Annotated in this window: 21 protein-coding genes; 9 read left to right on the forward strand and 12 right to left on the reverse strand. The window is 70.6% G+C overall.

Annotation, left to right across the window (positions count from 1 at the left end; genetic code table 11):
• Nucleotides 1–87 precede the first annotated feature (87 nt).
• From Afe05nite_RS28820 to ssd, 4 genes are read right to left on the reverse strand one after another with little or no spacing between them, the layout of a single operon-like run.
• Nucleotides 88–414, reverse strand: a complete 327-nt coding sequence (locus Afe05nite_RS28820) for a hypothetical protein (RefSeq protein WP_203820372.1) — start codon at nt 412–414, stop codon at nt 88–90.
• On the reverse strand, nt 411–1085 hold the full coding sequence (locus Afe05nite_RS28825; protein WP_239118261.1) for a hypothetical protein: 675 nt from the start codon (nt 1083–1085) through the stop codon (nt 411–413). Before Afe05nite_RS28825 ends, Afe05nite_RS28820 begins: the two co-directional genes overlap by 4 nt.
• Nucleotides 1082–2269, reverse strand: a complete 1188-nt coding sequence (locus Afe05nite_RS28830; protein ID WP_203820373.1) for a TadA family conjugal transfer-associated ATPase — start codon at nt 2267–2269, stop codon at nt 1082–1084. Before Afe05nite_RS28830 ends, Afe05nite_RS28825 begins: the two co-directional genes overlap by 4 nt.
• Nucleotides 2266–3333 carry a septum site-determining protein Ssd gene (gene ssd, locus Afe05nite_RS28835; RefSeq protein ID WP_239118262.1) on the reverse strand — a complete coding sequence of 356 codons (1068 nt, stop codon included), beginning with the start codon at nt 3331–3333 and terminating at the stop codon, nt 2266–2268. Before ssd ends, Afe05nite_RS28830 begins: the two co-directional genes overlap by 4 nt.
• A 267-nt stretch (nt 3334–3600) precedes the next feature.
• Here ssd and Afe05nite_RS28840 point away from each other — a divergent pair, with 267 nt between their 5' ends.
• Both Afe05nite_RS28840 and Afe05nite_RS28845 read left to right on the forward strand, forming a co-directional pair.
• Entirely contained in the window at nt 3601–3960 is a 360-nt protein-coding gene (locus Afe05nite_RS28840; protein ID WP_203820374.1) for an STAS domain-containing protein, read from the forward strand.
• A 369-nt stretch (nt 3961–4329) separates the two neighbouring features.
• The gene (locus Afe05nite_RS28845) at nt 4330–5127 is read left to right on the forward strand and encodes an HAD family hydrolase (RefSeq protein ID WP_203820375.1); all 798 of its coding nucleotides are present in this window, start codon (nt 4330–4332) and stop codon (nt 5125–5127) included.
• 347 nt (nt 5128–5474) lie between these two features.
• On the opposite strand, the gene Afe05nite_RS28850 is transcribed toward Afe05nite_RS28845, so the two are convergent.
• Both Afe05nite_RS28850 and Afe05nite_RS28855 read right to left on the reverse strand, forming a co-directional pair.
• Nucleotides 5475–5948: a PH domain-containing protein gene (locus tag Afe05nite_RS28850; protein ID WP_203820376.1), complete on the reverse strand. Its 474-nt coding sequence runs from the start codon at nt 5946–5948 to the stop codon at nt 5475–5477.
• A 45-nt stretch (nt 5949–5993) separates the two neighbouring features.
• Nucleotides 5994–6725: a Fic family protein gene (locus Afe05nite_RS28855; protein ID WP_239118263.1), complete on the reverse strand. Its 732-nt coding sequence runs from the start codon at nt 6723–6725 to the stop codon at nt 5994–5996.
• Nucleotides 6726–6941: 216 nt separating this feature from the next.
• On the opposite strand from Afe05nite_RS28855, the gene acs reads away from it, so the two are divergent.
• The 4 genes from acs (at nt 6942) to Afe05nite_RS28875 (ending at nt 13013) form a co-directional block, all read left to right on the forward strand.
• The gene (acs, locus tag Afe05nite_RS28860; RefSeq protein WP_203820378.1) at nt 6942–8930 is read left to right on the forward strand and encodes an acetate--CoA ligase; all 1989 of its coding nucleotides are present in this window, start codon (nt 6942–6944) and stop codon (nt 8928–8930) included.
• A 226-nt stretch (nt 8931–9156) separates the two neighbouring features.
• Nucleotides 9157–11523 carry an immune inhibitor A domain-containing protein gene (locus Afe05nite_RS28865; RefSeq protein ID WP_239118277.1) on the forward strand — a complete coding sequence of 789 codons (2367 nt, stop codon included), beginning with the start codon at nt 9157–9159 and terminating at the stop codon, nt 11521–11523.
• 113 nt (nt 11524–11636) lie between these two features.
• A complete protein-coding gene (locus Afe05nite_RS28870) occupies nt 11637–12041 on the forward strand; it encodes a hypothetical protein (RefSeq protein ID WP_203820380.1) in 405 nt (134 codons plus the stop codon).
• A gap of 57 nt (nt 12042–12098) precedes the next feature.
• Entirely contained in the window at nt 12099–13013 is a 915-nt protein-coding gene (locus Afe05nite_RS28875; protein ID WP_203820381.1) for an alpha/beta fold hydrolase, read from the forward strand.
• On the opposite strand, the gene Afe05nite_RS28880 is transcribed toward Afe05nite_RS28875, so the two are convergent.
• From Afe05nite_RS28880 to Afe05nite_RS28900, 4 genes are all read right to left on the reverse strand, one after another.
• Nucleotides 13010–13375, reverse strand: a complete 366-nt coding sequence (locus Afe05nite_RS28880) for a UCP033725 family protein (protein ID WP_203820382.1) — start codon at nt 13373–13375, stop codon at nt 13010–13012. The two genes, Afe05nite_RS28875 and Afe05nite_RS28880, sit on opposite strands and share 4 nt — an antisense overlap.
• Nucleotides 13372–17112 carry an SseB family protein gene (locus Afe05nite_RS44090; protein WP_239118264.1) on the reverse strand — a complete coding sequence of 1247 codons (3741 nt, stop codon included), beginning with the start codon at nt 17110–17112 and terminating at the stop codon, nt 13372–13374. The genes Afe05nite_RS28880 and Afe05nite_RS44090 overlap by 4 nt, the downstream gene beginning before the upstream one ends.
• Before the next feature lie 306 nt (nt 17113–17418).
• Complete coding sequence (locus Afe05nite_RS28895) at nt 17419–17715, reverse strand: WXG100 family type VII secretion target (protein WP_203820383.1); 297 nt, start codon at nt 17713–17715, stop codon at nt 17419–17421.
• 26 nt (nt 17716–17741) lie between these two features.
• Nucleotides 17742–18062 (reverse strand): WXG100 family type VII secretion target, encoded by a 321-nt coding sequence (locus tag Afe05nite_RS28900; RefSeq protein WP_203820384.1) that lies wholly within the window; start codon nt 18060–18062, stop codon nt 17742–17744.
• A 224-nt stretch (nt 18063–18286) separates the two neighbouring features.
• Here Afe05nite_RS28900 and eccE point away from each other — a divergent pair, with 224 nt between their 5' ends.
• The 3 genes from eccE (at nt 18287) to rarD (ending at nt 21641) form a co-directional block, all read left to right on the forward strand.
• The gene (eccE, locus tag Afe05nite_RS28905; RefSeq protein ID WP_239118265.1) at nt 18287–20182 is read left to right on the forward strand and encodes a type VII secretion protein EccE; all 1896 of its coding nucleotides are present in this window, start codon (nt 18287–18289) and stop codon (nt 20180–20182) included.
• A gap of 63 nt (nt 20183–20245) precedes the next feature.
• Nucleotides 20246–20629 (forward strand): phage holin family protein, encoded by a 384-nt coding sequence (locus Afe05nite_RS28910; protein ID WP_203820489.1) that lies wholly within the window; start codon nt 20246–20248, stop codon nt 20627–20629.
• A 76-nt stretch (nt 20630–20705) separates the two neighbouring features.
• Nucleotides 20706–21641 (forward strand): EamA family transporter RarD, encoded by a 936-nt coding sequence (gene rarD, locus Afe05nite_RS28915; RefSeq protein ID WP_203820385.1) that lies wholly within the window; start codon nt 20706–20708, stop codon nt 21639–21641.
• Between the two features lie 15 nt (nt 21642–21656).
• Here the strand turns inward: rarD and Afe05nite_RS28920 are convergent, their stop codons facing one another.
• Together Afe05nite_RS28920 and Afe05nite_RS28925 are read right to left on the reverse strand one after the other, a co-directional pair.
• Nucleotides 21657–22346 (reverse strand): anti-sigma factor, encoded by a 690-nt coding sequence (locus Afe05nite_RS28920; RefSeq protein ID WP_203820386.1) that lies wholly within the window; start codon nt 22344–22346, stop codon nt 21657–21659.
• An 89-nt stretch (nt 22347–22435) separates the two neighbouring features.
• Entirely contained in the window at nt 22436–23230 is a 795-nt protein-coding gene (locus Afe05nite_RS28925) for an IclR family transcriptional regulator (protein WP_203820387.1), read from the reverse strand.
• Between the last annotated feature and the right edge of the window lie 123 nt (nt 23231–23353).

Below are 23353 nucleotides of genomic sequence, written 5' to 3' on the forward strand. Positions count from 1 at the left end.
GCAGCCCTCGAAGCCGACGCCGAGCCCGCCCCGGCCACGCCGCCGGCACCAGCAGCACCACCGCCGCGGCCACCGCGAACAGCGCGATCACCGCGCCACCCCCGCCTCGACCACGCCGCCCGCCCTGACCTCGCCGCCCACCCCGACCTCGCGGCCCGCCTCGACCTCGCCGGCCGAACCGAAGCCACCAGCCGCCGCGGCAAGGGCGGCCGGCGGTTGCAGTGCCCCGGCCGGATCCAGTGCGCCCGCTGAATCGAGGGTGGCGGCCGCCGCGCAGGTCAGGGGATCGGCGTCGGTGCCGGTCGTGGGCCGGCCGCGTCCGACCAGGGCGACCAGGCAGCAGGGCCGCACCGTCAAGCGGACCGGGCCACCCTCGCGCAGCAGGGTCGCCAGCGAGCATCCGGGCTCGGTCATCGCGCCAACCTCTCGGCCCAGAGCAGTCCACCGCTCTGCAGGAGCACCGCGCCGAGGGCACACGCGGCCCCGATCGGCGTGTGCAGCAGCACCGTCAGCGGGTCGGCTCCGATGGTCAGGCCGAGGGTGATGCCGCCGATCGGTAAGGCGGCCAGCAGCAACGCGGTCGCCTGCGCGCCCGCGGCCTGGGCTGAGGCCTTGGCGGTCGCGCGGTCCGCGGCCCGGGCGTCGGCCTCGATCCGCTCGACCAGGTCGGCGGCGGGCGCGCCGGTGCGTTCGGCCAGCTGCCACACCGACGTGGTGAGCCGGCCGATGCGGTCCGGCGACAACGGTGCCGCCGCGCGGGCCGCCGGTGGCAGGCCGGCTCGCAGGTCGGCGGCGAGCGCGGACAGGTCGTCGAGTGCCGCCGCCCGGGCGACGCCGGCGCGGCGCTGCTCCGCCCGGCGGAAGAACGCTCGCCCGGCCAGCGCGGCGTAGGTCGCCACGATGACCGCGGCTACCGGGCCACCGCCGACGAAGCCGAGCCCGCCGATCGCGCCGGCGCTCAGCAGGATCGTCCGGCGAGGACGGGCGAACAGTCCCTCCGGGAGGCACCAGCGCCGCCGCTTGCGCGCCGGCCAGCCGAGGATCAAGGCACCGATCAGCAGACCGGCCACGAGCGGCCAGTTCACGACCGCACCCCCACGGGCGGCTCGAGCACGGCCGGCGCGGCGATGCCGCGGCTCACGAGCATGCGGCCGAGCGCGGCGGCACCGACACCGGCGCCCCGGCCATGACGCCAGGCCGGCACGACGGTGGCGAGCCGCTCCTCGCCGGACGGCACGAGCACGCTCACCGAGTCGAGAACCCGGCCCCCGGCGACACGGCGCACCTGGATGATGACCTGGAGCGCCGCCACCGCCTGGGCATGCAGTGCCGCCCGCGGCAGCCCGCCGAGCAGTCCGAGCGCTTCGAGCCGGGCCGGTACGTCGGTGGGCGCGTTGGCGTGCAGCGTGCCGGCCCCACCTTCGTGACCGGTGTTCAACGCCCCGAGCAGGTCCACGATCTCCGGACCTCGACACTCGCCGATGACGAGTCGGTCGGGCCGCATCCGCAGTGCCTGACGCACCAGGTCGGTGAGCCCGATCGCACCGGCCCCCTCGACATTTGCGGTCCGCGCCTGGAGGGCGACCACGTGCGGGTGCACCGGCCGAAGCTCGGCGGCGTCCTCGACGAGCACGATCCGCTCGGTCGGCGGCACCAGGCCGAGAAGTGTCGCCAGCAGCGTCGTCTTGCCGCTGCCGGTGCCCCCGGTGACCAGGTAGGCCAGGCGTGCCGCCACGATCGCGGCCAGCACCGGCGCCACGGTGACCGGCACGGTGCCGTGCTCGACCAGGTCACCCAGGCTGAACGGCCGCTGCCGGAAGGTCCGCAACGACAGGTACGGGCCGTCGGTGGCGACCGGCGGCAGCACCGCGTGCAGCCGGGTGCCGTCGGGGAGGCGGGCATCCGCGTACGGCTGGCCGTCGTCGAGCCGTCGCCCGCACGCCGCCGCGAGCCGCTGAGCCAGCCGGCGCACCTCGGCGTGATCGCGGAATCCGACCGAGGTCCGCTGCAGCCCGGCGCCCCGATCGACCCAGACCTGCAGACCGTTTACCAGCACGTCGGTGACGTCGGGCTCGGTGAGCAGCGGCGCGAGCGGCCCGGCGCCGACCAGTTCGTCGTGGACCCGGTCGGCGACCCGCATTACGGTCGTCTCGCCGAGGCCGGTGTCGCGCCGGACGGCACGCACCACGGTGGCCGGGGTCGCCTCGACGCCGTCCACCGCGAACCGGTGCCGGACCGTGCTGGCCAGCTCGCCGTACGAGGAGGTCACGCCGCCACCCGCCGTTCGCTGACGAGGTCCCGGACCAGTCGCCGGCACAGCTCGGCGAGCGGGCCTTTGCCGGCCGACGCGGGTGGGGCGCCCCGTTCGAGGGCCTGGCACATCGCCGGTTCGGGGCGCAGCGAGCCGGCCAGCGGCAGTCGGAGGGCCGCCGCGATGTCGCGTGGCTTGAGCTTGCCGGGTGCCGGTCCACGAACCACCACCGAGAGTTCGTCGCGGTGCAGCCGGATCATCTGGACTATCCGGGCGGCGCCGGCCGTCGCCCGCAGTTCGGCCGGGACGATCAGCACGGCCCGGTCGGCGGATTGCAGGGCCAGCACCGCGGCGTCGTCCAACTGGCGCGGCAGGTCGGTAATGATCACGTCGCGGCCGCGCCGGCCCGCGTCGAGGGTGGCGGCCATCGCCTCGCCGGGCACGACCGGCGACTGATCCCGGGCGAACGACAGCAGCACCAGGTCACCCCGGTGCGGCAGGGCGCGCAGCAGCGCGGGCGGATCGACCCGGCCACCGGGGGTGGTGAGGGCGGGCCAACGCAGGCCGTCGATCCGCTCCCAGCCGAGCAGCAGGTCGAGGCCACCACCCATCGGGTCGGCGTCGACGAGCAGGGTGCGATGCCCGGACGAGACGGCGGTGATCGCGAGCCCGCCGGCGAGGATGCTGGCGCCGGCGCCGCCGCGACCGCCGATCACGGCGAGGATCCGGCCCATCGGGCGGCCCGGCCCGTCGGCGAAGCGGTCGACGAGCCAGGCCTCGGCGTCGGGCAGCACGCACACGTCGACCGGACGCAGCGCGGAGATGGCCTCGTCGACGCCCGGGGGCCAGGGTTTGCGGCCGGCGACCACGACGCGGGACCGGCGGGGTAATCGGGCGGCCACGCATGCGTGCACCTGGTCGGCGCCGATGACCACGAGCGGGGCCGAGGTGAACCGGGGACGGGCCGCGGCCGGGTCCGCCGCCACCACGACCTCGGTGCCGCCGGCGGCGGCGAGCCGGAGCAGGACGTCGAGCAGTTCGGGGTCGGCGGTCACGACGAGGGGCAGGCGCGGCAGGGACATCGTGGCTCCAACTCGGCGATGGTGGGCGAGGCGAGGGTGCGAGGGCGAGGCGAGGGGTGGGCGAGGCGCTCACCTTCCCGGCGCCGCGACCAGGCGGGCAACGCCGTGCTCGACCGCCTGTGGACAACTCGACCGCCTGTGGACAACGCCCGCTTGGCCGGTGGACGTGGTACGACGGCCTATCGCAAAGGGGACCTAACGGACCGAGGCGGGGTGTGCTCCGCCGTCGTTGGGTATGTTGTTCCGACACGAACCGATGGGGTTTGCATGGAGAGCTCGATTCAGCGCAGTCGCGTCGCCGGCACCGCCACGGTCACCGTGCACGGCGAGATCGACTACGCCAACTGCGACGAGCTGTCCCAGTGCCTTCGCGATGCGATCACGGAATGGTCGCCGGGCACGCTTCGAGTCGAACTGCGTGCGGCCACGTTCATCGACTCGACCGGGTTGGGCGCTCTGCTCGAGGGCTACAAGGCCGCCGGCGAGACCGGGACGATCTTCAAAGTCGTCAATCCGACAGCTCATTTCCGGCGCGTACTCGACGTGACCGGCTTGACCGAGCTTTTCGGACTGGACGTCACCGGGATGGCCGAGGAATCGGAATCCACACAGGCCACCGGCGCATAGAGAACGACCCCCGTCGGGGGAGACGGGGGCCGTCCGAGGATTCGGCTCCGGGGGGGTCGAGCCGAATCAGCTCGGCGATCGCGGGGGGCGCAATCACCGAGTGTCTGGCTAGATCACCGAGTGTCCGGACGGATCACCAAGTGTCTAGGTAAATGCTCGGGTCTTCGGGCGCGATCAGCAACTCGCAACAACATGAATCCCGATCGCAACAGCACTAGCATGCCTCACCGAGCCGCACCCGTCGAGTACCGATTGTGGCTCACTGCGTACGTGGTGCCGCTCTGCCCGATTTCACAGCGCGTCACCACCCGCGGCCGCGACGCGCCGGGGACGGCGACGGTGCGCGACTTGCGGCTACACTTTCGGCCCGTGGGCCGCAGCGCCGCGTTTTTCGACCTCGACAAGACCGTCATCGCCAAGTCCAGCGCCCTGGCCTTCGGACGGCCTTTCTACCGTGACGGCCTCATCAGCCGCCGCGATGTCGTCAAATCCGCTTACGCACAGCTGATGTTCCGGCTTGGTGGCGGCGGCGACGAGCAGGCCATGGCCCGCACCCGTGACTACCTCGCGACGCTCACCAAGGGCTGGCGGGTCGAGCAGGTTCAGCAGATCGTCGCCGAGACCCTCAACGAGCTGATCAACCCGTACGTTTATGCCGAGGCCGCCGCCCTGATCGGCGAGCATCAGGCGGCCGGGCGGGACGTGGTGCTGGTTTCCGCCTCGGGCGACGAGATGGTTCGGCCGATCGGTGCGCTGCTCGGCATCACCGACATCATCGCGACCCGGATGAGCATCTCCGACGGGCGCTACAGCGGCGACGTCGAGTTCTACGCGGCCGGGCCCAACAAGGTGATCGGCGTCGAGGAGCTGGCCGCGTCCCGGGGCTACCACCTGGCCGAGTGCTATGCCTATTCGGATTCCGCCAGCGACCTTCCGCTGCTGTCGGCGGTGGGTTATCCGAGTGCGGTCAACCCGGATCGCGCGCTGCGTCGGGTGGCGGTGGAGAACGGCTGGCCGATCCTCGAGTTCCGCAATCCGATCCCGGTCGGGAAACGGCTGCGCGACCGCCCCGCCGTCCCGGTCGCGGCAGCCCTGGGGGTGGGGGTGGGCGCCGCCATCGGCTTCGTCCTCTACGCCCGCCACCGTCGCGCTCGAGCCTTGGCCTGACCTTTCCCAAAGGGCAGTGAGCTGCACGAATGCCTTCGGTCTGAGTAATCGGAAAGGGGCCGAAAGCCCTGGCGATCAAGCGGTGACGAGCGTAGAAAGAAATCGCGGGACCTGCAGCGGAGGACCAGGAACAGGCGAGGATCGGGATACCTGATCTTCGCGTCGACCCGGTCGTCACGGATGGTCTCGTGCACGGCCACCGGGAACCCACGCGCGATCAGCCACGGCAGGCACGTTGCGACGGGACCTCAGCCGCAAGGCTTCTGGACTGTCGACAACGACCCAGGTGCACGCTTGATAACCCGGTCCGGACGCGCCAAGCCGGCGCCCCTTGGTGGGCGCCGGCTCTATTTCGCCGCGGCCAGGTGCCGCGAACGCAGTTCCTGATAGACCGCCCGGAAGACGCTGGGGCGGGCGTGGAAGTCGACGCCCTTGGCCCAGAGCTCGGTGTTCACGGTGGAACCGTCGTGGCGGTCCAGCAGCACCGTCATGCCCGACTCGATCTCGAACGAGCCGACCTTGTGGGTGACCCGGTGAAGCCGGATGCGTGCGATGTCGTGCCAGCTCAGCGTGCGTGATCGCACCAGGCCGTGGATGCGCAGGCCACGGCGGCCGACGTAGGCGCCCATCTGCAGGATGCGGTGGGCACCGACCACCCAGGCGGCGGCCAGCGCGCACCCGACAAGGGTGATGCCGTGGCCCCGGAGGTCGAACTGCTGGATGGTTGCCCAGGCCAGGAAGGCCAGCGCCACCGCCTCCCAGACGATCACCAGCCAGCGGCCGGGCCCGGGACTGTAGGGGCGTGTCCAGATCTCGTCCACTTCTGGAAGTATTCCAGCCGGCGGGCAAGCCCGGACAGTGTCCGATCAGACGGTGGCCAGTACTTCGTCGCCGATCCGGGTCGTCTCGTCGGCCGCCTCGGTGACCGCGGCGGCGTAATGCCGCAACCAGGAGCGGACCCCGTCCGGGGTCCCGGTCGCGTAGGCGCCGGCCGAGCCGACGTACTCCGGCTCGCGCGACCGGTGCCCGACCTCGACCGCGATCAGGCCGCGCGGGTCGAACCCGCGGTTGATCAGGGTGAGTCGGGCGGCGGCCCGGGCCACCACCCCGGCGGGACCGGCGAAGGGGCGCAGGGTGATCAGCTCGGCGTGCACGATCGCGGCCAGCAGCAGGGGCGGCGTGCGGTCGTTGCCGGCTACCAGGTCGGCGAGGGCGTCGATGCGGCCGGCGCTGCCGGTGAGCCGGCCGAGGTCGTCGGTCGGCACCACCCCGCGGGCGGCCAGGACGTGCAGCTTCGCGAGCGCCTGGCGGGGCGCCCGGGGCCACAGGTCGACCAGGCCGCTGATGCCTTCGGCGACTCGCAACGCGCCTTGCGCGACCGGGTCGGTGACTGTGCCACCTCGTACGTCCGCAAGGTCGTAGGCGTTGCCCTCGAGAGCGGCGCTCGCCACCGCAGCGCGCAGGCTGGCCTCGGCGGCCACCTGGCCGCCGTGCCGCCGCAGCGCCCGGTGCCGCATCGCGGCATCCACCCGGTCACGCGCTCCGGCCAGGGCGGTTGCGACGTCGGCAAGATCGAGCAGGGGGGCGAGAGGATCCACTCGAACACCGTAGCCGGAAAAGGCCGCGAAACATGGGGTGCGCAAACGGGCTCACAACTGGCAAGATTCGCGCAGCACCAAGCATCAACCTGTCATCCAGCGCGCCCACTGCACCATCGGGCGCGCGACCACGCGCAATTCTCGCCGGGTCTCATCGGCAGAACTAGTGTGCAACGAAGAAGCCCCGGTCGAGCAGTGAAAAGAGGAGCCGCCCTCATGAGCGACAGGACCCTGGAGAACCTCTACTCGGAAACGCGGACGTTCCCGCCGCCGGAGCAACTCGCCGCGGATGCCAACGTCAAGGCCGCCGACTACGAGGAGGCCGCCGGCGACCGCCTCGCCTACTGGGCGAAGCAGGCCGAGCGCCTCACCTGGGCCAAGCCGTGGGACGAGGTCCTCGACTGGTCCAACCCGCCGTTCGCGAAGTGGTTCATCGGCGGCGAGCTGAACGTGGCCTACAACTGCGTCGACCGGCACGTCGAGGCCGGTCACGGTGACAAGGTCGCGATCCACTGGGAGGGCGAGCCCGGCGACACCCGCACCATCACGTACGCCGATCTGCTCAAGTCGGTCAGCCAGGCCGCCAACACGCTCACCGAGCTGGGCGTCGGCGCGGGTGACCGGGTCGCGATCTACCTGCCGATGATCCCGGAGGCCGCGGTCGCGATGCTGGCCTGCGCCCGGATCGGCGCCACGCACAGCGTCGTCTTCGGCGGGTTCTCGGTCGACGCGCTCTCCACCCGCATCCAGGACGCCGACGCCAAGCTGGTCATCACGGCCGACGGTGGTTACCGGCGGGGCAAGCCGTCGGCACTCAAGCCGACCGTCGACGAGGCCGTCGCCCAGTGCCCCAGCATCGAGAACGTGCTGGTCGTCCGCCGCACCGGCGAGGACGTGGCCTGGACCGACAAGGACAAGTGGTGGCACGAGACGGTCGAGCAGGCCAGCACCGAGCACAAGGCGCAGCCGTTCGACAGCGAGCACCCGCTGTTCATCCTCTACACGTCGGGCACGACCGGTAAGCCGAAGGGCATTCTGCACACGACGGGCGGCTATCTGGCCCAGACGTCGTACACGCACAACGCCGTCTTCGACCTCAAGCCGGACAGCGACGTCTACTGGTGCACGGCCGACATCGGCTGGGTCACCGGTCACTCGTACATCGTTTACGGTCCGCTCGCCAACGGCGCCACCCAGGTGATGTACGAGGGCACGCCGGACACCCCCGGCCGCGACCGGTTCTGGCAGCTCGTCGACAAGTACAAGGTGTCGATCCTCTACACCGCGCCCACCCTCATCCGCACGATGATGAAGTGGGGCGACGACATCCCGGCCGGTTACGACCTGTCGTCGCTGCGCATCCTCGGCAGCGTCGGCGAGCCGATCAACCCGGAGGCCTGGATCTGGTACCGGAAGAACATCGGCCACGACCGCACCCCGGTGGTGGACACCTGGTGGCAGACCGAGACCGGGGCCGTGATGATCTCGCCGCTTCCGGGCGTGACCGCGGCCAAGCCGGGTTCGGCGATGACCGCGCTGCCCGGCATCTCGGCCGACGTCGTCGACGACACTGCCGAGTCCGTACCCAATGGCGGTGGGGGTTTCCTGGTTCTGCGCGACCCGTGGCCGTCGATGTTGCGCACCATCTGGGGCGACGACAAGCGGTTCATCGACACCTACTGGTCCCGGTTCGGCGCGGGTGCCGGCCAGGGCGATGAGTGGATCTACTTCGCCGGGGACGGCGCCAAGCGCGACGAGGACGGCTCGATCTGGCTGCTCGGCCGGGTCGACGACGTCATGCTCATCTCGGGTCACAACATCTCGACCACCGAGGTCGAGTCGGCGCTGGTGTCGCACCCGTCGGTGGCCGAGTCGGCGGTGGTCGGCGCGACCGACCCGACGACCGGTCAGGCGATCGTCGCGTTCGTGATCCCCCGCGGCAATGTGGACGTTTCCGACGAGAAGGGCGAGGAGCTCACTGCCGAGCTTCGCAACCACGTGGCCAAGAAGCTCGGCCCGATCGCCAAGCCGCGGCAGATCATGCTCGTGGCGGAACTGCCGAAGACCCGCTCCGGCAAGATCATGCGCCGGCTTCTGAAGGACGTCGCCGAGCGCCGTTCACTCGGTGATGTGACCACGCTGCAGGACTCCGCGGTGATGGAACTGATCTCCGCGGGGATGAAGGCGACGAAGAGCGACGACTGACTCACTCTCCACTAAAAAGGGCAAAGGGTCACCGACTCTTTGCCCTTTTTGTCGATCCCCGAAGTATGCCTGGGTCATAACACATAACTGATCTCTATCGATTCTGGTCGCGCTCTTCATACATCGTTGCGTTTGCATACGTTTACCTCTAGCCCCGAACCACGGGGCCGTTTTGAATGCCGGGCAGCACCCCCGCGCCCGGCGATATGACGGAGGTATGCGCGTGGTGCGCAAGGTGGTCTCTGGACTGCTCGGCGCCGCGATCGTCACCAGCGTCGGAGTTCTGCTCCCCGCGGTGGCCCAGGCGGCACCACCAGCTGACACGATCCCGGCGACGAGCTCCGGTGAGAAGTCGGCCCCCATCGACGATCTGCCCAACCCGTTGGAGGAGAAGCGCCGCGCTCTGCGTGAGCAGGCGGTCTCCAGTGTGGTCAGCGGCAAGGCCAAGCCGGTCAGCAAGAACGGCAGCAAGGTCCTCAAGGTCGGTCACACCAAGGGTGGCCCCGGCCGGCACGGCAAGGACCAGTACGTCGAGCTCGACAACGAGCGCACCGACAAGATCTTCACGATCCTGGTCGAGTTCGGCAACGATCGGCACCCCAACTTCCCGGACGTCGACTCGGACCCGAAGACAGCCGGTCCGACCACCTTCGAAGGACCGCTGCACAACTCGATCCCGCAGCCGGACCGCAGCAAGGACAACTCGACGATCTGGCAGGCCGACTACTCGGCCGACTTCTACCGGAACCTGTACTTCGGCACCGGCGCGAGCACCGAGTCGGTCAAGAAGTACTTCGAGTCGCAGTCGTCCGGCCGGTACAGCGTCGACGGCGAGGTCACCGACTGGGTCAAGGTCAAATACAACGAGGCACGGTACGGCCGTGACGTCTGCGGCGGCCACGTCTGCAACAACGTCTGGTCGCTGGTGCAGGACGCCGCCAACAACTGGGTCGCCGACCAGTACGCGAAGGGTCGCACCAAGGCGCAGGTGACCGCCGACCTCAAGCAGTTCGACCAGTACGACAGGTACGACTTCGACGGCGACGGCAACTTCAACGAGCCGGACGGCTACATCGACCACTTCCAGATCGTCCACGCCGGCGGCGACCAGGCCGACGGCGACCCGCAGCAGGGTGAGGACGCCATCTGGAGCCACCGGTGGTACGCCTTCTCGACGCTGCAGGGCACGGCCGGCCCGACCGGCAACCCGCTGGGCGGCACCCAGGTCGGCGACAGCGGTGTCTGGATCGGTGACTACACCATCCAGCCCGAGAACGGTGGCCTCAGCGTCTTCGTGCATGAGTACACCCACGACCTCGGCCTGCCGGACGACTACGACACCAGCGGCCTGGGCGACAACAACAACGAGTACTGGACGCTGATGGCGCAGAGCCGCCTCGGCGCGGCCGGCGACCAGGGCATCGGCACCCACCCGGGTGACCTCGGTGCCTGGAACAAGCTGCAGCTCGGCTGGCTCAACTACACCTCGGTGGACGCGGGCAAGAAGAAGGTCGTCAACCTCGGCCCCGAGGAGTACAACACCAAGAAGACGCAGGCCGTCGTCGTGAACCTGCCGCCCAAGACGGTCACGACCGACCTGGGTGCGCCGTTCGCCGGAAGCAAGCAGTACTTCTCCGGCAACGCCGACAACCTGAACACCACCGCGACCAAGGACGTCGACCTGACCGGTAAGACCACCGGCAGCGTCAGCCTCAAGGGCCGCTACAACATCGAGAAGGACTACGACTACCTGTACTTCGAGGTGTCGGCCGACAAGGGTACGACCTGGACCCCGCTGAACGGCACGGTCGACGGTGTCGCACTGCCGAAGGACGCGAGCGAGGTGCCGGCGCTGACCGGTTCCTCCGCCGGGGCGTGGAAGACCATCAACATCCCGCTGGACGCGTACGCCGGCAAGGCGGTCAAGTTCCGCCTGCACTACATCACCGACGGCGGCGCCTCCACGGGCGGCTTCTTCGGTGACGAGCTCACCGTCACGGCGAACGGCGCGGTCGTCTCGACCGACGGCGCGGAGAGCACCCCGACCTGGGCCCTCGCCGGCTTCACGGTCGTCGGCTCGAGCGTGGCCAACGACTACGACCACTTCTACATCGCGGGCAACCGCAGCTACACCTCGTACGACAAGTACCTGGCGACCGGCCCGTACAACTTCGGCTGGACGTCCACGCGGCCGGACTGGGTGGAGCACTACAACTACCAGACCGGTCTGCTGGTCTCCTACTGGGACACCTCGCAGGCCGACAACAACACCAACGAGCACCCGGGTGAGGGTCGCAACCTCTACGTCGACGCGCACCCGAAGCCGTTCAACAACGTCAACGGCGTCCCGTTCCGGTCGCGGATCCAGGTGTACGACGCTCCGTTCAGCCTGTACCCGACCGACGGCATGCTGCTGCACGTGGACGGCAAGCCCTCGGTGGTCTGGCCGCAGCTCGGCCAGCCGGTCTTCAACGACAAGGCCAAGTACTACTACGACGAGCTGCCGAACCAGGGCGTCAAGCTGCCCAAGGTCGGCGTGAAGATCGGTGTCCTCAGCCAGAGCGGCACCTCGATGACGATCGCGGTTTCCTGATCCAGCGATCACCGCGTCACGGCGCCCGGGGAGATCACTCCCCGGGCGCTGCCCATTTCCGGGAACCGGAGTGTGGGGTTGAACGTCTGACCGGGACGCTTCAGGAGGTAACCATGAACGGCAAACTGGTGGTCGCGGTGACAGTGGCGGTCGTGCTGGGCGGGTGTGCGGGCCCGGACGTACCGCAGAGCGCGGCGTCCGCCGCCGGCCCGACGTCCGCGACGTCCGCGGCGCCGCCGCCGAGCCTGCCGGTCGCTCCGCTGACCAGCGCCCCGCCGAACGGACCGACCGACCAGATCAAGAAGACCGACTGGGTGGTGGGCACGGTGACGGGCGACAGTTCCGGTCCCTGCTACGGCCTGGAGACCGATGACGGTACGCAATATGCCTTGCACAGCACCGCCGGCACCAAACTCGTCAAGGGCCGGCGCATGCGGATAAAGACCGCGCCGATGCTGGTCCGGATGTACTGCGGGCCCGGTACGCACCGAGAAATGGTCGCCGCGGAGCGCCTGTGAATCGCCGGTGGCCCGACGGGACGGGTCCGGCTCGACCCGAACGCCTAGTCTTGCTACATGGTTGACGAGTCGTGTGTCCTGGTGGAGGGTCCCTGGACGCACCGTTTCGTCGGCGCCAACGGCAGCCGTTTCCACGTCGTCGAGGCCGGCACCGGCCCGCTCGTGCTGTTCCTGCACGGATTCCCCGAGTTCTGGTGGGCGTGGCACGACATCATGACGAGGGTCGCCGACGCCGGTTTCCGGGCCGTCGCGATCGACCTGCGCGGCTACGGCGCCAGCGACAAGCCCCCACGCGGCTACGACGGCTACACCATGGCCGCCGACGTGACCGGCCTGATCCGCGCGCTCGGCGAACGCTCCGCGATGATCGTCGGCGCCGGCGCGGGCGGCATGATCGGCTGGGCCGCCGCCGCGTTCCACCCCAAGCTGGTCAGCCGCCTGGTCGTCCTCGGCGCCGCCCACCCGCTGCGCCTGCGCGCGGCCCTCTTCGCCGACCCGCGCGGCCAGCTGTCGGCGTCGACGTCGGTCTTCCGCTTCCAGATCCCCCGCTACGAACACGTGCTCACCCGGGACGACGCGGCCCTGGTCGGCGAGCTGATGACCCACTGGACCAGCCCCACCTGGCGGCAGACCGAGGAATTCGCCGATTACGTGGCGAGGTGCCGGGAAGCGATGCAGATCCCCCAGGCGGCGTTCTGCGCACTGGAGGCGTACCGCTGGGTTGCCCGCAGTGCTCTACGCCTGCAGGGCTACCGCTTCGTGAAGCTGATGCAGCACCCGCTGATCACCCCGACACTGCAACTGCACGGCGCCCTCGACACCGCCACGCTCCCCCGCACCGCCCAGGGTTCCGGCCGTTACGTGATCGCCCCGTACGAGTGGCGGCTCATCCCCGACGCCGGCCACTTCCTCCACCAGGAGGCCCCCGACGTGATCACCGGCGAGATCCTGCGCTGGCTGAAGGCTTCCTAGATGCGCTGCTCATGCAGGTCGGAGACCTCATGGGCGGGAGCCCACGTCTGGTAGACGCCGTAATCGAACTCCTCGAGACCCAGCTGGCGGGCCACCGGGGCGCGACCACCGGTGTATTCCACGCGCAGCCAGTCGTCGGCCTCACCGAGCACGAGGAACGGGGCGCCCCGCCACACACAGGTGGTGCGCACGTAGACCAGCTCGTCGTACTCCTCGGGGGTCAGCACCCGCACGTAACGGCCCGGCTTGATCTCCTCGAAGCCGTCCGCCGGCTGGGTGGTGTAGATGCGCACGTCGTCGCCGTCGGGAACGGCGTCGAACTCGTGGCCCTGCCAGCTCACCACGTAACCGTCGCGAATCACTGCTCACCCACCCGGCGCCACTGCGGACCGTCGTTGTCGAAGATCGCGATCATGTGCTCCGAGCCGTCCGCGTCGATGCGCCACAACTGGGCACCGTGCGGCAGCCGGACACTGTCCACCTTGAACTCGGCGATCACGTCGCGGCCCTCACCGGGCGCGAAACCGTTGCCGCGGAACGGCGGACGCTCGATCACCCAGCCGTCCATGGCCTTCAGCGCCTGCTCGTTCTGCCCGCCGTAGGGGATCCGGTAGAGGCTCGGGCGATAAGCCGGCCACCGCAGGACGTACGCCTCCTTGGCGTCCGGTTGGTACGGCGAACCGTCGTAGGTGAGACCCAGCGCGCCGAACAGTTCGTTCGGCGTGCGCAGGTGCTCGACCTCGGTGGCCCGGTGCACGAAACCGGCAACCCGGTCGTAGCCCCGGTCGAGGTAGTAGTCGACCTGCTCGGCCGGCACCGTCTTCTGCATGACGGTGGCGTGCTGGGCGTCGTCGTTGACCGGCGGGGGCGCGGGAATCGGCTCGCCGTGCTCGTCGTGGTCGGCCGGTTCGGACCCGAGACCGGCCTCGGCGGCCCAACTGGCGAGCGCGATCACCTGCGGGCCGGGATAGCGGGCGCCGACCGGCGTACGCGGATTGACCGCGAACGACCACGACGGATCCGGCCAGTTGCGGATCAGCTCGTAGAACCGGACGCTCACCGTGCGGGTCGGCTCGGCGAAGTGCTCGGCCAACCGGTCCTTGCTGGTGAAGACGACCAGGAACTGCTCGCCCTCGATGTCCTCGGTGCGGAACGCGAATCCCGACTCACCGGGCGCGCTGCCCGGCCGCGAGTGGTTCGCAACCGGCACCAGCACCGTGGCCAGCAGCAGCGTGGACAGGAACCGGTCGGTGCTGCCCGCCTCGGCGGCGTCGTACAGGTCCCGCTCCACGTCGTTGGCCGGCATGAACGGCTCGGCCGACGGCTCGTGGGCGGGCATCGCGCCGGACATGACCGGACGGCCCACCGGCTGCACCGGCGTGGCGCCGCGCACCTCCAGCGGCGGCTGGTCACCACTCCCGAAACGCGCCGGACGATCACTGCCCGGCGATCCCGGGATCACCGGCGGGTTCATCCCCGGCCGCCCCGGTGCAGTCGGAGCGGTGGCGGGTGGCGCCGGCGTGGCCGCCCGCTCGGCGGACGTCTTGAACGCCGGGAACGAAGTCATCGGAGCCGGCTCGGCCGGACCGCCCGCCTGCCGACGCGGCAGGGGCGTGCCGAACCCGGGTGCGGGCTGGTCCGCCACTCCCGGCCGTTGTGCGGCCGCCGCCTGCGGCGAGGCCGGACCTTGCGGGAACCCACCGGCGCCCTGGTCCGCGGGCGGTTGCCGCCGCGGAAGCTCCGGAAGCGCCGGCGCGGGCACAGCGGCACCGGCCCACCGCGGGTCGACGGGCGGCTCCTCCTGCGGACGCGTGGAAATGTGCTCAGGCACCGGCGGCGTGTTCGCCATCGGCGTGCGCACCGGCAGCCCGTTGAGACCCGGCGAGCCCTGCCCACTCCGCAGGTCCTGCCCACCGCGCAGGTCCTGCCCACCGCGCAGGTCTTGCCCACCGCGCAGGTCTTGCCCACCGCGCAGGTCTTGCCCACCGCCGCGAGGGTCCTGGTAATCGCGCGAGTCCGGCATCGCGCCCCGGCCGTCCTGGTAGCCGCCGCGCGAGTCCGGCATCGCGCCGCGAGCATCCTGGTAACCGCCGCGAGCATCCTGCATCGCGCCGCCGGCGTCCTGGTAACCGCCGCGCGCGTCCTGGTAACCGCCGCGCTGGTCCTGCCTCGCGCCGCGCGGGTCCTGCTGACCGCGCGGGTCCTGGCCGCGTGCGTCCTGCTGGCCGCGGCTGGCTTCGCCGAGGCGAGAACCGGGCCAGTTGGCGGAGACGTTGGGCCGCTCGGACGGGATGGACGGCGGTCGGTAAGCCGACGGGACCGCGGACACCGGACCGGCCGACACCGGAGCCGCGGAAACCGGGCTCGACGGCGGCGTGCGCGACGGAAGTCCGCTCGGCATCACGCCACCAGGCGTGCGTACCGGCAGACCGCCCGGTCCGATCTGCGGCTTTTCTGCCTGAGCAGGCGATTGCGACGCGGCTGCCTGTGCGCCATAACCAGCGCCCCCGGCCGGCTGCGAGCCGAACCCGCCCGCGCCCGGCGCCGGCGAGTCGAACCCATCCGCCCCGGACGGCCGTGAGCCGAACCCACCGGCGGCCCCGGACGGTCGTGGCCCGAACCCGGTTGCCCCGGCCGGCTGCGAGTCGAACCCGGCCGCACCGGACGGCTGCGAGCCGAAATCGCCGGCGGGCGGCTGGGCGCCGAAGCCACCAGCAGCGGGCGACTGCGGGCCGAACCCGCCGGCCGAGGAAGGCTGTGGGTTTGACCCGGCGGACCCGGCCGGAGATGCCGTGGGCTGGGCGAAGCGTGAGGCCAGCGAGGTCGACGCGGCCCCGAACTGCGGTGCCGGGGACAGCTCGGCCGGACCGGGCTGCGCTGCCGGTGAGGTCGCGGACGACGACGGCTGCGGGTTGCTACCCGGCAGTGGCGGGGGCTGCTCGTCGGCGGCCGGGAAGTAAGGCATCTGGTTGGCCGCGGCCGCCTGCGCATAGCCGGGCGGGCCGCCGAGCGAAGGGCCGGCCGAGCCGCTGCCGGCCACTGGGGCGGCAACGACCGGCGGGGCGCTGATCGGCTGCGGGTAACCCGACGACTGGGCGCCGGCGGACCGCGAATAACCGGCCGGAGCCGCATTGCCGGCCTGCGAGTAGCCGGCCGCCAAACCGTCGCCGGGCTGCGGATGGCCACTGGGCGGAGCGCTGCCGGGCTGCGGGTAACCGGCGGTCGAACCGCTGCCGGGCTGGGGGTAACCAGGGGCCGAGCTGCTGCCGAGCTGCGGGTAGCCAGGGGCCGAGCTGCTGCCGGGCTGGGGGTAACCGGGGGCCGAACCGCCGAGGGGCTGCGGGTAACCGGCCGCCGAACCGCCGTTGGGCTGCGGATAACCGGCCGCCGAGGCGTCGCCGGGGTGGGGGTAACCGCTGGGCGGGGCGCTGGTCGGCTGGCGGTAGCCCACGGGGGCGGGGCTGCCGGCCGGGGGCGCGCTGTGCGGGGCCGGGGTGTTGGCCGAGGAGACGCCGGACGCGCCGGCGGTGCGCACCGGCAGGCCGGCCGGGCTCGGCGGGACAGCTCCCGGGGCGTGCGCCGCGGCGGCGACCGGCTCGTGGGTGGGGCCGCCGGGCGAGTTCTGCTGGGCGGCCTCGTTGGCGGCCATCGCGGCCGAGTGCAGATCTTGGATGTGCGGGGACGCGGGCGCCTTACCGGGGCCGCGGGTCGGCAGTCTCAGGTCGCCGCGGGACAGCTGGGCGACGAACCAGGCCGGGAGGTAGCCCTCGATCGGCAGGCCGGGGTTGACGGCCAGCCACCACTCGAGGTTGGGCCAGGTGTTGGCCAACTCCGAGTAGGGCACGCGGCGCGCCGAACCGGTGTAGTCGGCGAGGCACGCCTGCAGCGCCTCCGACGAGGTGAAGGCGAGCACATGCGTGCGGCCACCAGTGCTCCAGGTGCCCCAACCCAGCGGCGCGAGCCCGGCGAGGGCATCGGCTGACACGGGCAGCAAGAGGTCAACGCTGGAAAGAATTCGAAAGTACGACTCCTGGTCGTCGGTGCGCAACGCATCCCGCATCGCGACCTCGGCGTCCGTAGCCGGTTCCCACTCGGACACGTCCACCTCTCCCCACCGCGCGACGAGGCCAACTCAACGCGTACAACCTACAAGGTCAGGCGGCGATCACAATGGGCGGCGGTACGCAGACCGATAAGTATTGTTGAACAGCGCCCTTACGTGCATGGGCGGGACCCAAACAGTCGCTTGACGCGATCACTTAGACACCGATCGTAGCCCTAACGTCTGAGTTGGCCAGTACGCGATAGAGGGACACCAAACACGTAAGAACGGACTAAACGGAAAACGGCCGGCGCAGCCGCGAAGCTGGTCCGACCGTTTCGCCGTGGCGCGGGCCGACCGGGCTCACTGGAAGCGCTGGGTCGCCTGCTTCTCGGTGTTGACGTAATCCTCGGCCGACTCGTCGACGGCCTTCTTGATGTTCGTCAGGATCTGCTGCAGGTCCCGCGAGGCGTTCTGCCACTTGGTCTGCCGAGCGTGGTAAGCCTGCTGGGCGTCGCCGCCCCAGGTCGAGGTCAGCCGGGCACCGTCGCGCTCGAGCTGGCTGAGCGAGTTCTGAAGCTTGCTGATCGCCTTCGAGATGTCGCCGCTCGCGTTGTGCAGGGCGGCGAAGTTGACGAGCAGAGTGCCGTCACCGGCCATGGTCTTCTTCCCTTCCGGTCCAGGCGTCAGAGCGGCAGGCTGAAGCTGCCGCCGCTGTTGGTCAGCTTGCTGGCGGCGCTCGTGTCGGTCGAGTCGTAGCCGCGGCCCGAGGCACGGATCGACTCCGCCGTCTCGGCGAGCGCCTGGTTGAGCTGCCGCAGGTCAGCCTCGTATTGCAGCTTGACCCGGTGGAACGCCTGGGCGCCCATGCCCTTCCAGGCGTGGCTGAGCCCTTCCAGCTCGCGCATGAGCTGACTCAGCGTGGTCTGGAGGTCTTGGTTGACCCGTTCGAAGTTCTGCGCGCCCCGCGCCATCTCATGGGCTTGGGCTTCCGTCTGTCCGGCCACCCGGACTTCACCCGCTTCCTGGCTCGTTCGTCGAAGCCCCCGGCATCGACGTGGACCACCACGTTAGCCCTTTGGTCCAAAGTGAAGGGGGCAGGCCGTGGCGGGCCAACTGCTCTCTTTTCCTCAGCACGTCGACGGTAGCGATCCGGTTCAGTTCGCGGCACCCCGGAATCGGAGCCTGTGGATAACTCCGCACCCCCTGCCGCAGCCCGGGAAGCCATACGATGACCGCGCAGGAAGTGGTGGGACACGGGGAAGGGCGGCGTGCGGTGACGGTGGGAGTGGCCGGCGGCCGGGACTACCGCGACCTCACCGGTCCGGCCAAGGCTCCGGTGGGCGCCCGGCCGGTCCGAGGTGGACGGTTGTTCGGCGTGCGCGCGAGCCAGCTGGTCGGCACCCAGGTGGCGGTGGTGGCTCTGTTGGTCGGCGCGGTCAACGGCCCGATCGGGATCGCCGCCGGCGTCGTGGTCGCGCTCGGCGTTCTCACCCTGACCTGGCTGCGCATGCGCGGGCGCTGGGTGTTCCAGTGGATCGGCGTGGCGATGCGCTTCAGCGGCCGGCGGCATGCGGCGGCGACCGGCGCCGCACCGACCGCGCTGCTCGAGTTCGTCGCACCCGGGTCCAGAGTGGATCAGGTGGAGATGGCCGGCGACCCGGCCGCCGTGATCACCGACGGTTCCGGCCTGACCGCCGTGCTCGAGCTGGGCGATCCGGCCGGCCTGCTGGCCGAGGACGCCGCCGAGCTGCCCAACCCCGCCTCGCTGTTGCCGTCGGCCGGCCCCGACCATCCGCCGGTCGTCATCCAACTGCTGCTCAGCGGCGCACCCGCGCCGGCGGTCCGGGCCGGTTCGGGCACCCCGGCCAACTCCTACCGCCAACTCACCGAGGGCCGCCTGCTCGGGCACAGCCGCGCGCTGCTGGCCGTGCGGGTGATGCGCGCCGAGGGCTGGGCCGACGAGGAATTGCTGCGGGCGCTGTCCGGCCTGGTCCGCAAGCTGACCCGGCGCCTGTCGGCGGTGCCGGCCCGGCCGCTCGGCGAGACCGCGGCGCTGCGGGTGATGGCCGAGTTGGCGCACGACAACGGTTCCGGTACGGCCCAGGAGGCGTGGCCGGGGCTGCAGCTCGGCGGGCTCGCGCAGGCCACCTTCCGACTGACCCGCTGGCCCGACCTGAGCGTCGAGACCTCGCGCCGGCTGGTCACCCGCATGCTCACGATGCCGGCGTCGGCCACCACCGTTTCATTGACCGCGGGTCCTCGGCAGTCCGGCGGGCAGACCCCGATCGACCTGACCGTCCGGGTGGCCGCCCCCGAGCCGGGCTCGCTGGGCGTCGCCATGCAGGCGCTGCGCCAGCTGGTCTCAGCCGAGCGCGCCCACGTCCGCAAGCTCGACGGCGAGCACCTGGCCGGCCTGGCCGCCACCCTTCCGCTCGGCGCCGGCGAGCCGGCGACGGTGCCCGGTCTGCCACCCGACGGAGTGCATCCGGCGGAGAGGTACGACGGACTCCACCTCCCGGTCGGCGCGTCCGGCCTGATGCTCGGCCGCAACCGGCACGGCAACCCGGTGGTGGTGCGGCTGTTCCGCCCCGAGCAGACCCGCGCGCTGTTGATCGGCGGCGTCCGCTGCGCTCAGCTGGTCGCGCTGCGGGCGATGGCGGTCGGCGCCCGGGTGGTCGTGCAGACCGCCCGCCCACAGGCCTGGGAGCCGTTCGTGCGGGGCGCCGCGGTGCCCGGCGAGTCGATCGTCGTGGTGCCGCCCGGCCGGCAGATCGAGCTGACCCCCGGTTCGGCCCTGCACCCCCTTCTCCTGGTGGTCGACGTCGGCCCGGTCGGCGCCGACACCGGGCTCGGCCGCGGCTGGCAGGCCACCCTCGTGGTGCGCGACGAGTTCGGGACGGCCGACGTCGACATCGCTTCCCGGGCCGACGTGGTCATGGTCCAGCCGTTGCGGCCGGACGAGGCGACCCAGCTGGCGAGCACGCTCGGTCTCGGCGAGGTCGGCCAGTGGCTGACCCGCATCCGGCCCGACATGGTCGGGGTGGTCAACCGGCGTGCGGTCCGCTGGGCGGCGCTGGCCCAGACCTCGATCGAGAGCCAACTCATCGGCCCCGCCGCGAGATAAAAGCGGGGAAAGATCGCGTGGTGCCATATCGGCACTGGCATGATCGTGGCACCATCGCTGGCCATGGGAATTCTCATCCGGCTGGTGATCACGGCCGTCTCGCTGTGGATCTCGACCCTGGTGATCAGCGGGATCGAGCTGAACACCGACTCGCTCTCCAAGAAGATCATCACGCTGCTGGTCGTCGCGGCGATCTTCGGCATCGTCAACGCGGTGCTCCGCCCGATCATCAAGGTGGTCGGCTGCGGGCTCTACGTGCTGACCCTCGGCCTCATCGCCCTCATCGTCAACGGTCTGCTGTTCATGCTGACCAGCTGGATCGCCGGCAAGCTCGACCTGCCGTTCCACGTGGACGGCTTCTGGCCGAGCGCGGTGCTGGGGGCCCTGCTCGTCGGCGTGGTGAGCTGGCTGCTCAACATGGTGGTGCCGGACGGTTCGGACGACTGAGGCGGACAGCCGCGCCGTTCCGTGAGCTGAGCCATACGCAAGGACCGATTCCCCGGAACGGCCTTACCGTGAGGGCATGAGCGAGGAGCGGCGCGGATATCTCTACGGCCTGCTGGCGTACGTCATGTGGGGTTTCTTCCCGATCTACTTCAAGTTGCTGCGCCCGGCTTCCCCGCTGGAGATCCTCGCGCACCGGGTGATCTGGTCGGCCCTCTTCGTCGCGCTGCTGCTCACCGCGATGCGCAACTGGCGTTTCCTGGCCCGGGTGGTGCGCTCGCCCCGGCTGTTCGGGGGCATCGCCCTGGCCGCGGTGCTGATCGCGATCAACTGGGGCACCTACATCTACGGCGTCAACTCGTCACGGGTCGTCGAGACGGCGCTCGGCTACTTCATCACCCCGCTCGTGCTTGTGCTGCTGGCCGTGACCGTGCAGCGGGAGCGGCTACGCCGCTGGCAGTGGGCGGCGGTGGCGGTGGGCGGCGTCGCGGTCGCGGTGCTGACCATCGACTACGGCCGGTTGCCGTACATCGCCCTGCTGCTGGCCGCCAGTTTCGGCACGTACAGCCTGGTCAAGAAGCGGATGTCGCTGCCGCCCGCGGAGGGTCTGTTCGTCGAGTCGGCGGTGCTGGCACTTCCGGCACTGATCTACGTGGGCTGGCTGACCACCACCGGCGACGCCAAGTTCGGCCACGTGTCGGCACTGCACACGGTGCTGATGATCGTGTCCGGCATCGCCACCGCCGTACCCCTGCTGCTGTTCGCGGCGGCCGCCAACCGGATCTCGATGATCGGCATCGGCATCCTGCAGTACGTGGCGCCGATCCTTCAGCTGGCGTGCGGCCTGCTGATCTTCCACGAGCCGATGCCGCCGGCTCGGCTCGCCGGTTTCGGCCTGGTCTGGGTGGCGCTGATCCTGTTCACCTGGGACGCGCTGCGGCACCAGCGGAAACGAACGACGATCGGCACGACGGCCGCCACCGCCGAACCGATCGCCGCACTTCCACCCCGCTGACCTGGGATCAGAAGGTCAGGGGACGTCGTAGGCAAGCAGCGGCTTGCCGTTGGACTGCACCACCTCGAGGCGGGCGAGATTGCCGGCGGCGAAGTGGGTGGCCCCGTCCATCCGGAACTCGGCGCCCGGCGCACCCGTCCACGAACCGACCTGCTCCTGCTCGTCGTCGCGGCCGTAGGCGACCAGACGCAGGGTGGCCGGCTGGAGGCCCCGGTAGACACACTGCAACTCGACCTTGGTGCCGCCGGTGTTGCCGGCCATCCGCAGCGTGGCGGTGACCGGCGAGCTGCCGTCGACGCGGGTCATCGCGACCGCCGGGCCGGACAGCTGATCGGTGGTGGCGCCACCGCCTTTGGTGAACGCGAGCACGCCGATGCCGATCAGACCGACCAGGATCACGGCTGCCACGGTGCTCAATACCCGTACGCCGAAAGCCTTTCGCCGTTTGCCTCGAGCCGTCGCCGGCGCGGCCAGGTCGCGCAGCGAGGCACCGGGATGGTCGCCGGTCGTCAGGGTCGGGTCGAGCAGCTTCGCGAACTCCTGCGCGTCGAGGCGGGAGAGAAGATCGGGCAGCGCCGAGATGTCGGCAACCGCTTCCCGGCAGAACGAACAGGTCGCCAAGTGACGCTCGTAAGCGGCTCGCTCGGCCGGTGACAGCGCACCTAACACATACGCCCCGTCATCATGCTCATGCTCACAGTGCACCCCGTCACCACCCTCCGCTGAGCTCCCCCTTGCAACCGGTACTACGGGCGGCGGCTACGGGAGGTTCAACGGAGACTTAAACGAGCATGTCAGGCCGTCACGGACTCGCCCGCGGAGAGCGCTTCCGCGACATTACGGGCAGCCGCCGTCAGCTTGGCCCGCACGACCCGGGCCGAGGTGAGCATCTCCGCCGCCGGCAGCGAGCAGGCGAGCACCAGTCGCCGCTCGATGTCACGATCAGCGACCACGAGCACCGCCGCGCACGCGAGGCCCTGCCGGAACTGACCCATCTCGATCTGCATGCCGCGCCGCTCGCCGGCCGCCAGATCGGCCTCGAGCGCCTCGGGCGTGACGAGGGTGGCCGGCGTGAACTGCCGCATGCCGTAATCGCGCAAGTACCGGGCCCGCTGATCGGGGGTGAGCGTGGCCAGCAGCGCCTTGCCGAGAGCGGTGGCATGGCCGCCCTCGTCGAAGCCGGGGGCCATGTCGTCGACGAACGGCGAACGGGCGCCCTCGGCCGACGCGGTCACCGCGATCCGGCCGCCGACAAAACGACCCAGGTAATGGGTGTAGCCGGTGTCCAGGGCGGCACGACGCAACGCCTCGCCGACCGCGGGCGGACCGCGGAACGCCGAGACGAGCTCACGGTACCGATCGGCGATCTCCAAACCGACGATGTACGTGCCGTCCTCTCGACGGATCACGTAACCCTCGTAGGCCAGGGTGCGCACGAGGTGGTACGTCGTCGCGACGGTCAACTCGCACCGTCGCGCGATCTGCTTCACGGTGAGTCCGCGCGGGGCCCGGCCGACCGACTCGAGGACGCGCAACGCGCGTGACACGCTCCGAATCAGATCGGACGGCTCCGCCAGGGGGTCGCGCACAGCTACCTCCGACGCCAGGGACTTACACCATATGAATAATCTTCCGTCGGGGGAATGCCAAAAGCGTGTGGATCTCGATCGATTTACACAAGGTGTGTGGTCATTGGCACTCAACGCGCTCGG

Source organism: Paractinoplanes ferrugineus, from assembly GCF_016862195.1.
Classification (GTDB): Bacteria; Actinomycetota; Actinomycetes; order Mycobacteriales; family Micromonosporaceae; genus Actinoplanes; species Actinoplanes ferrugineus.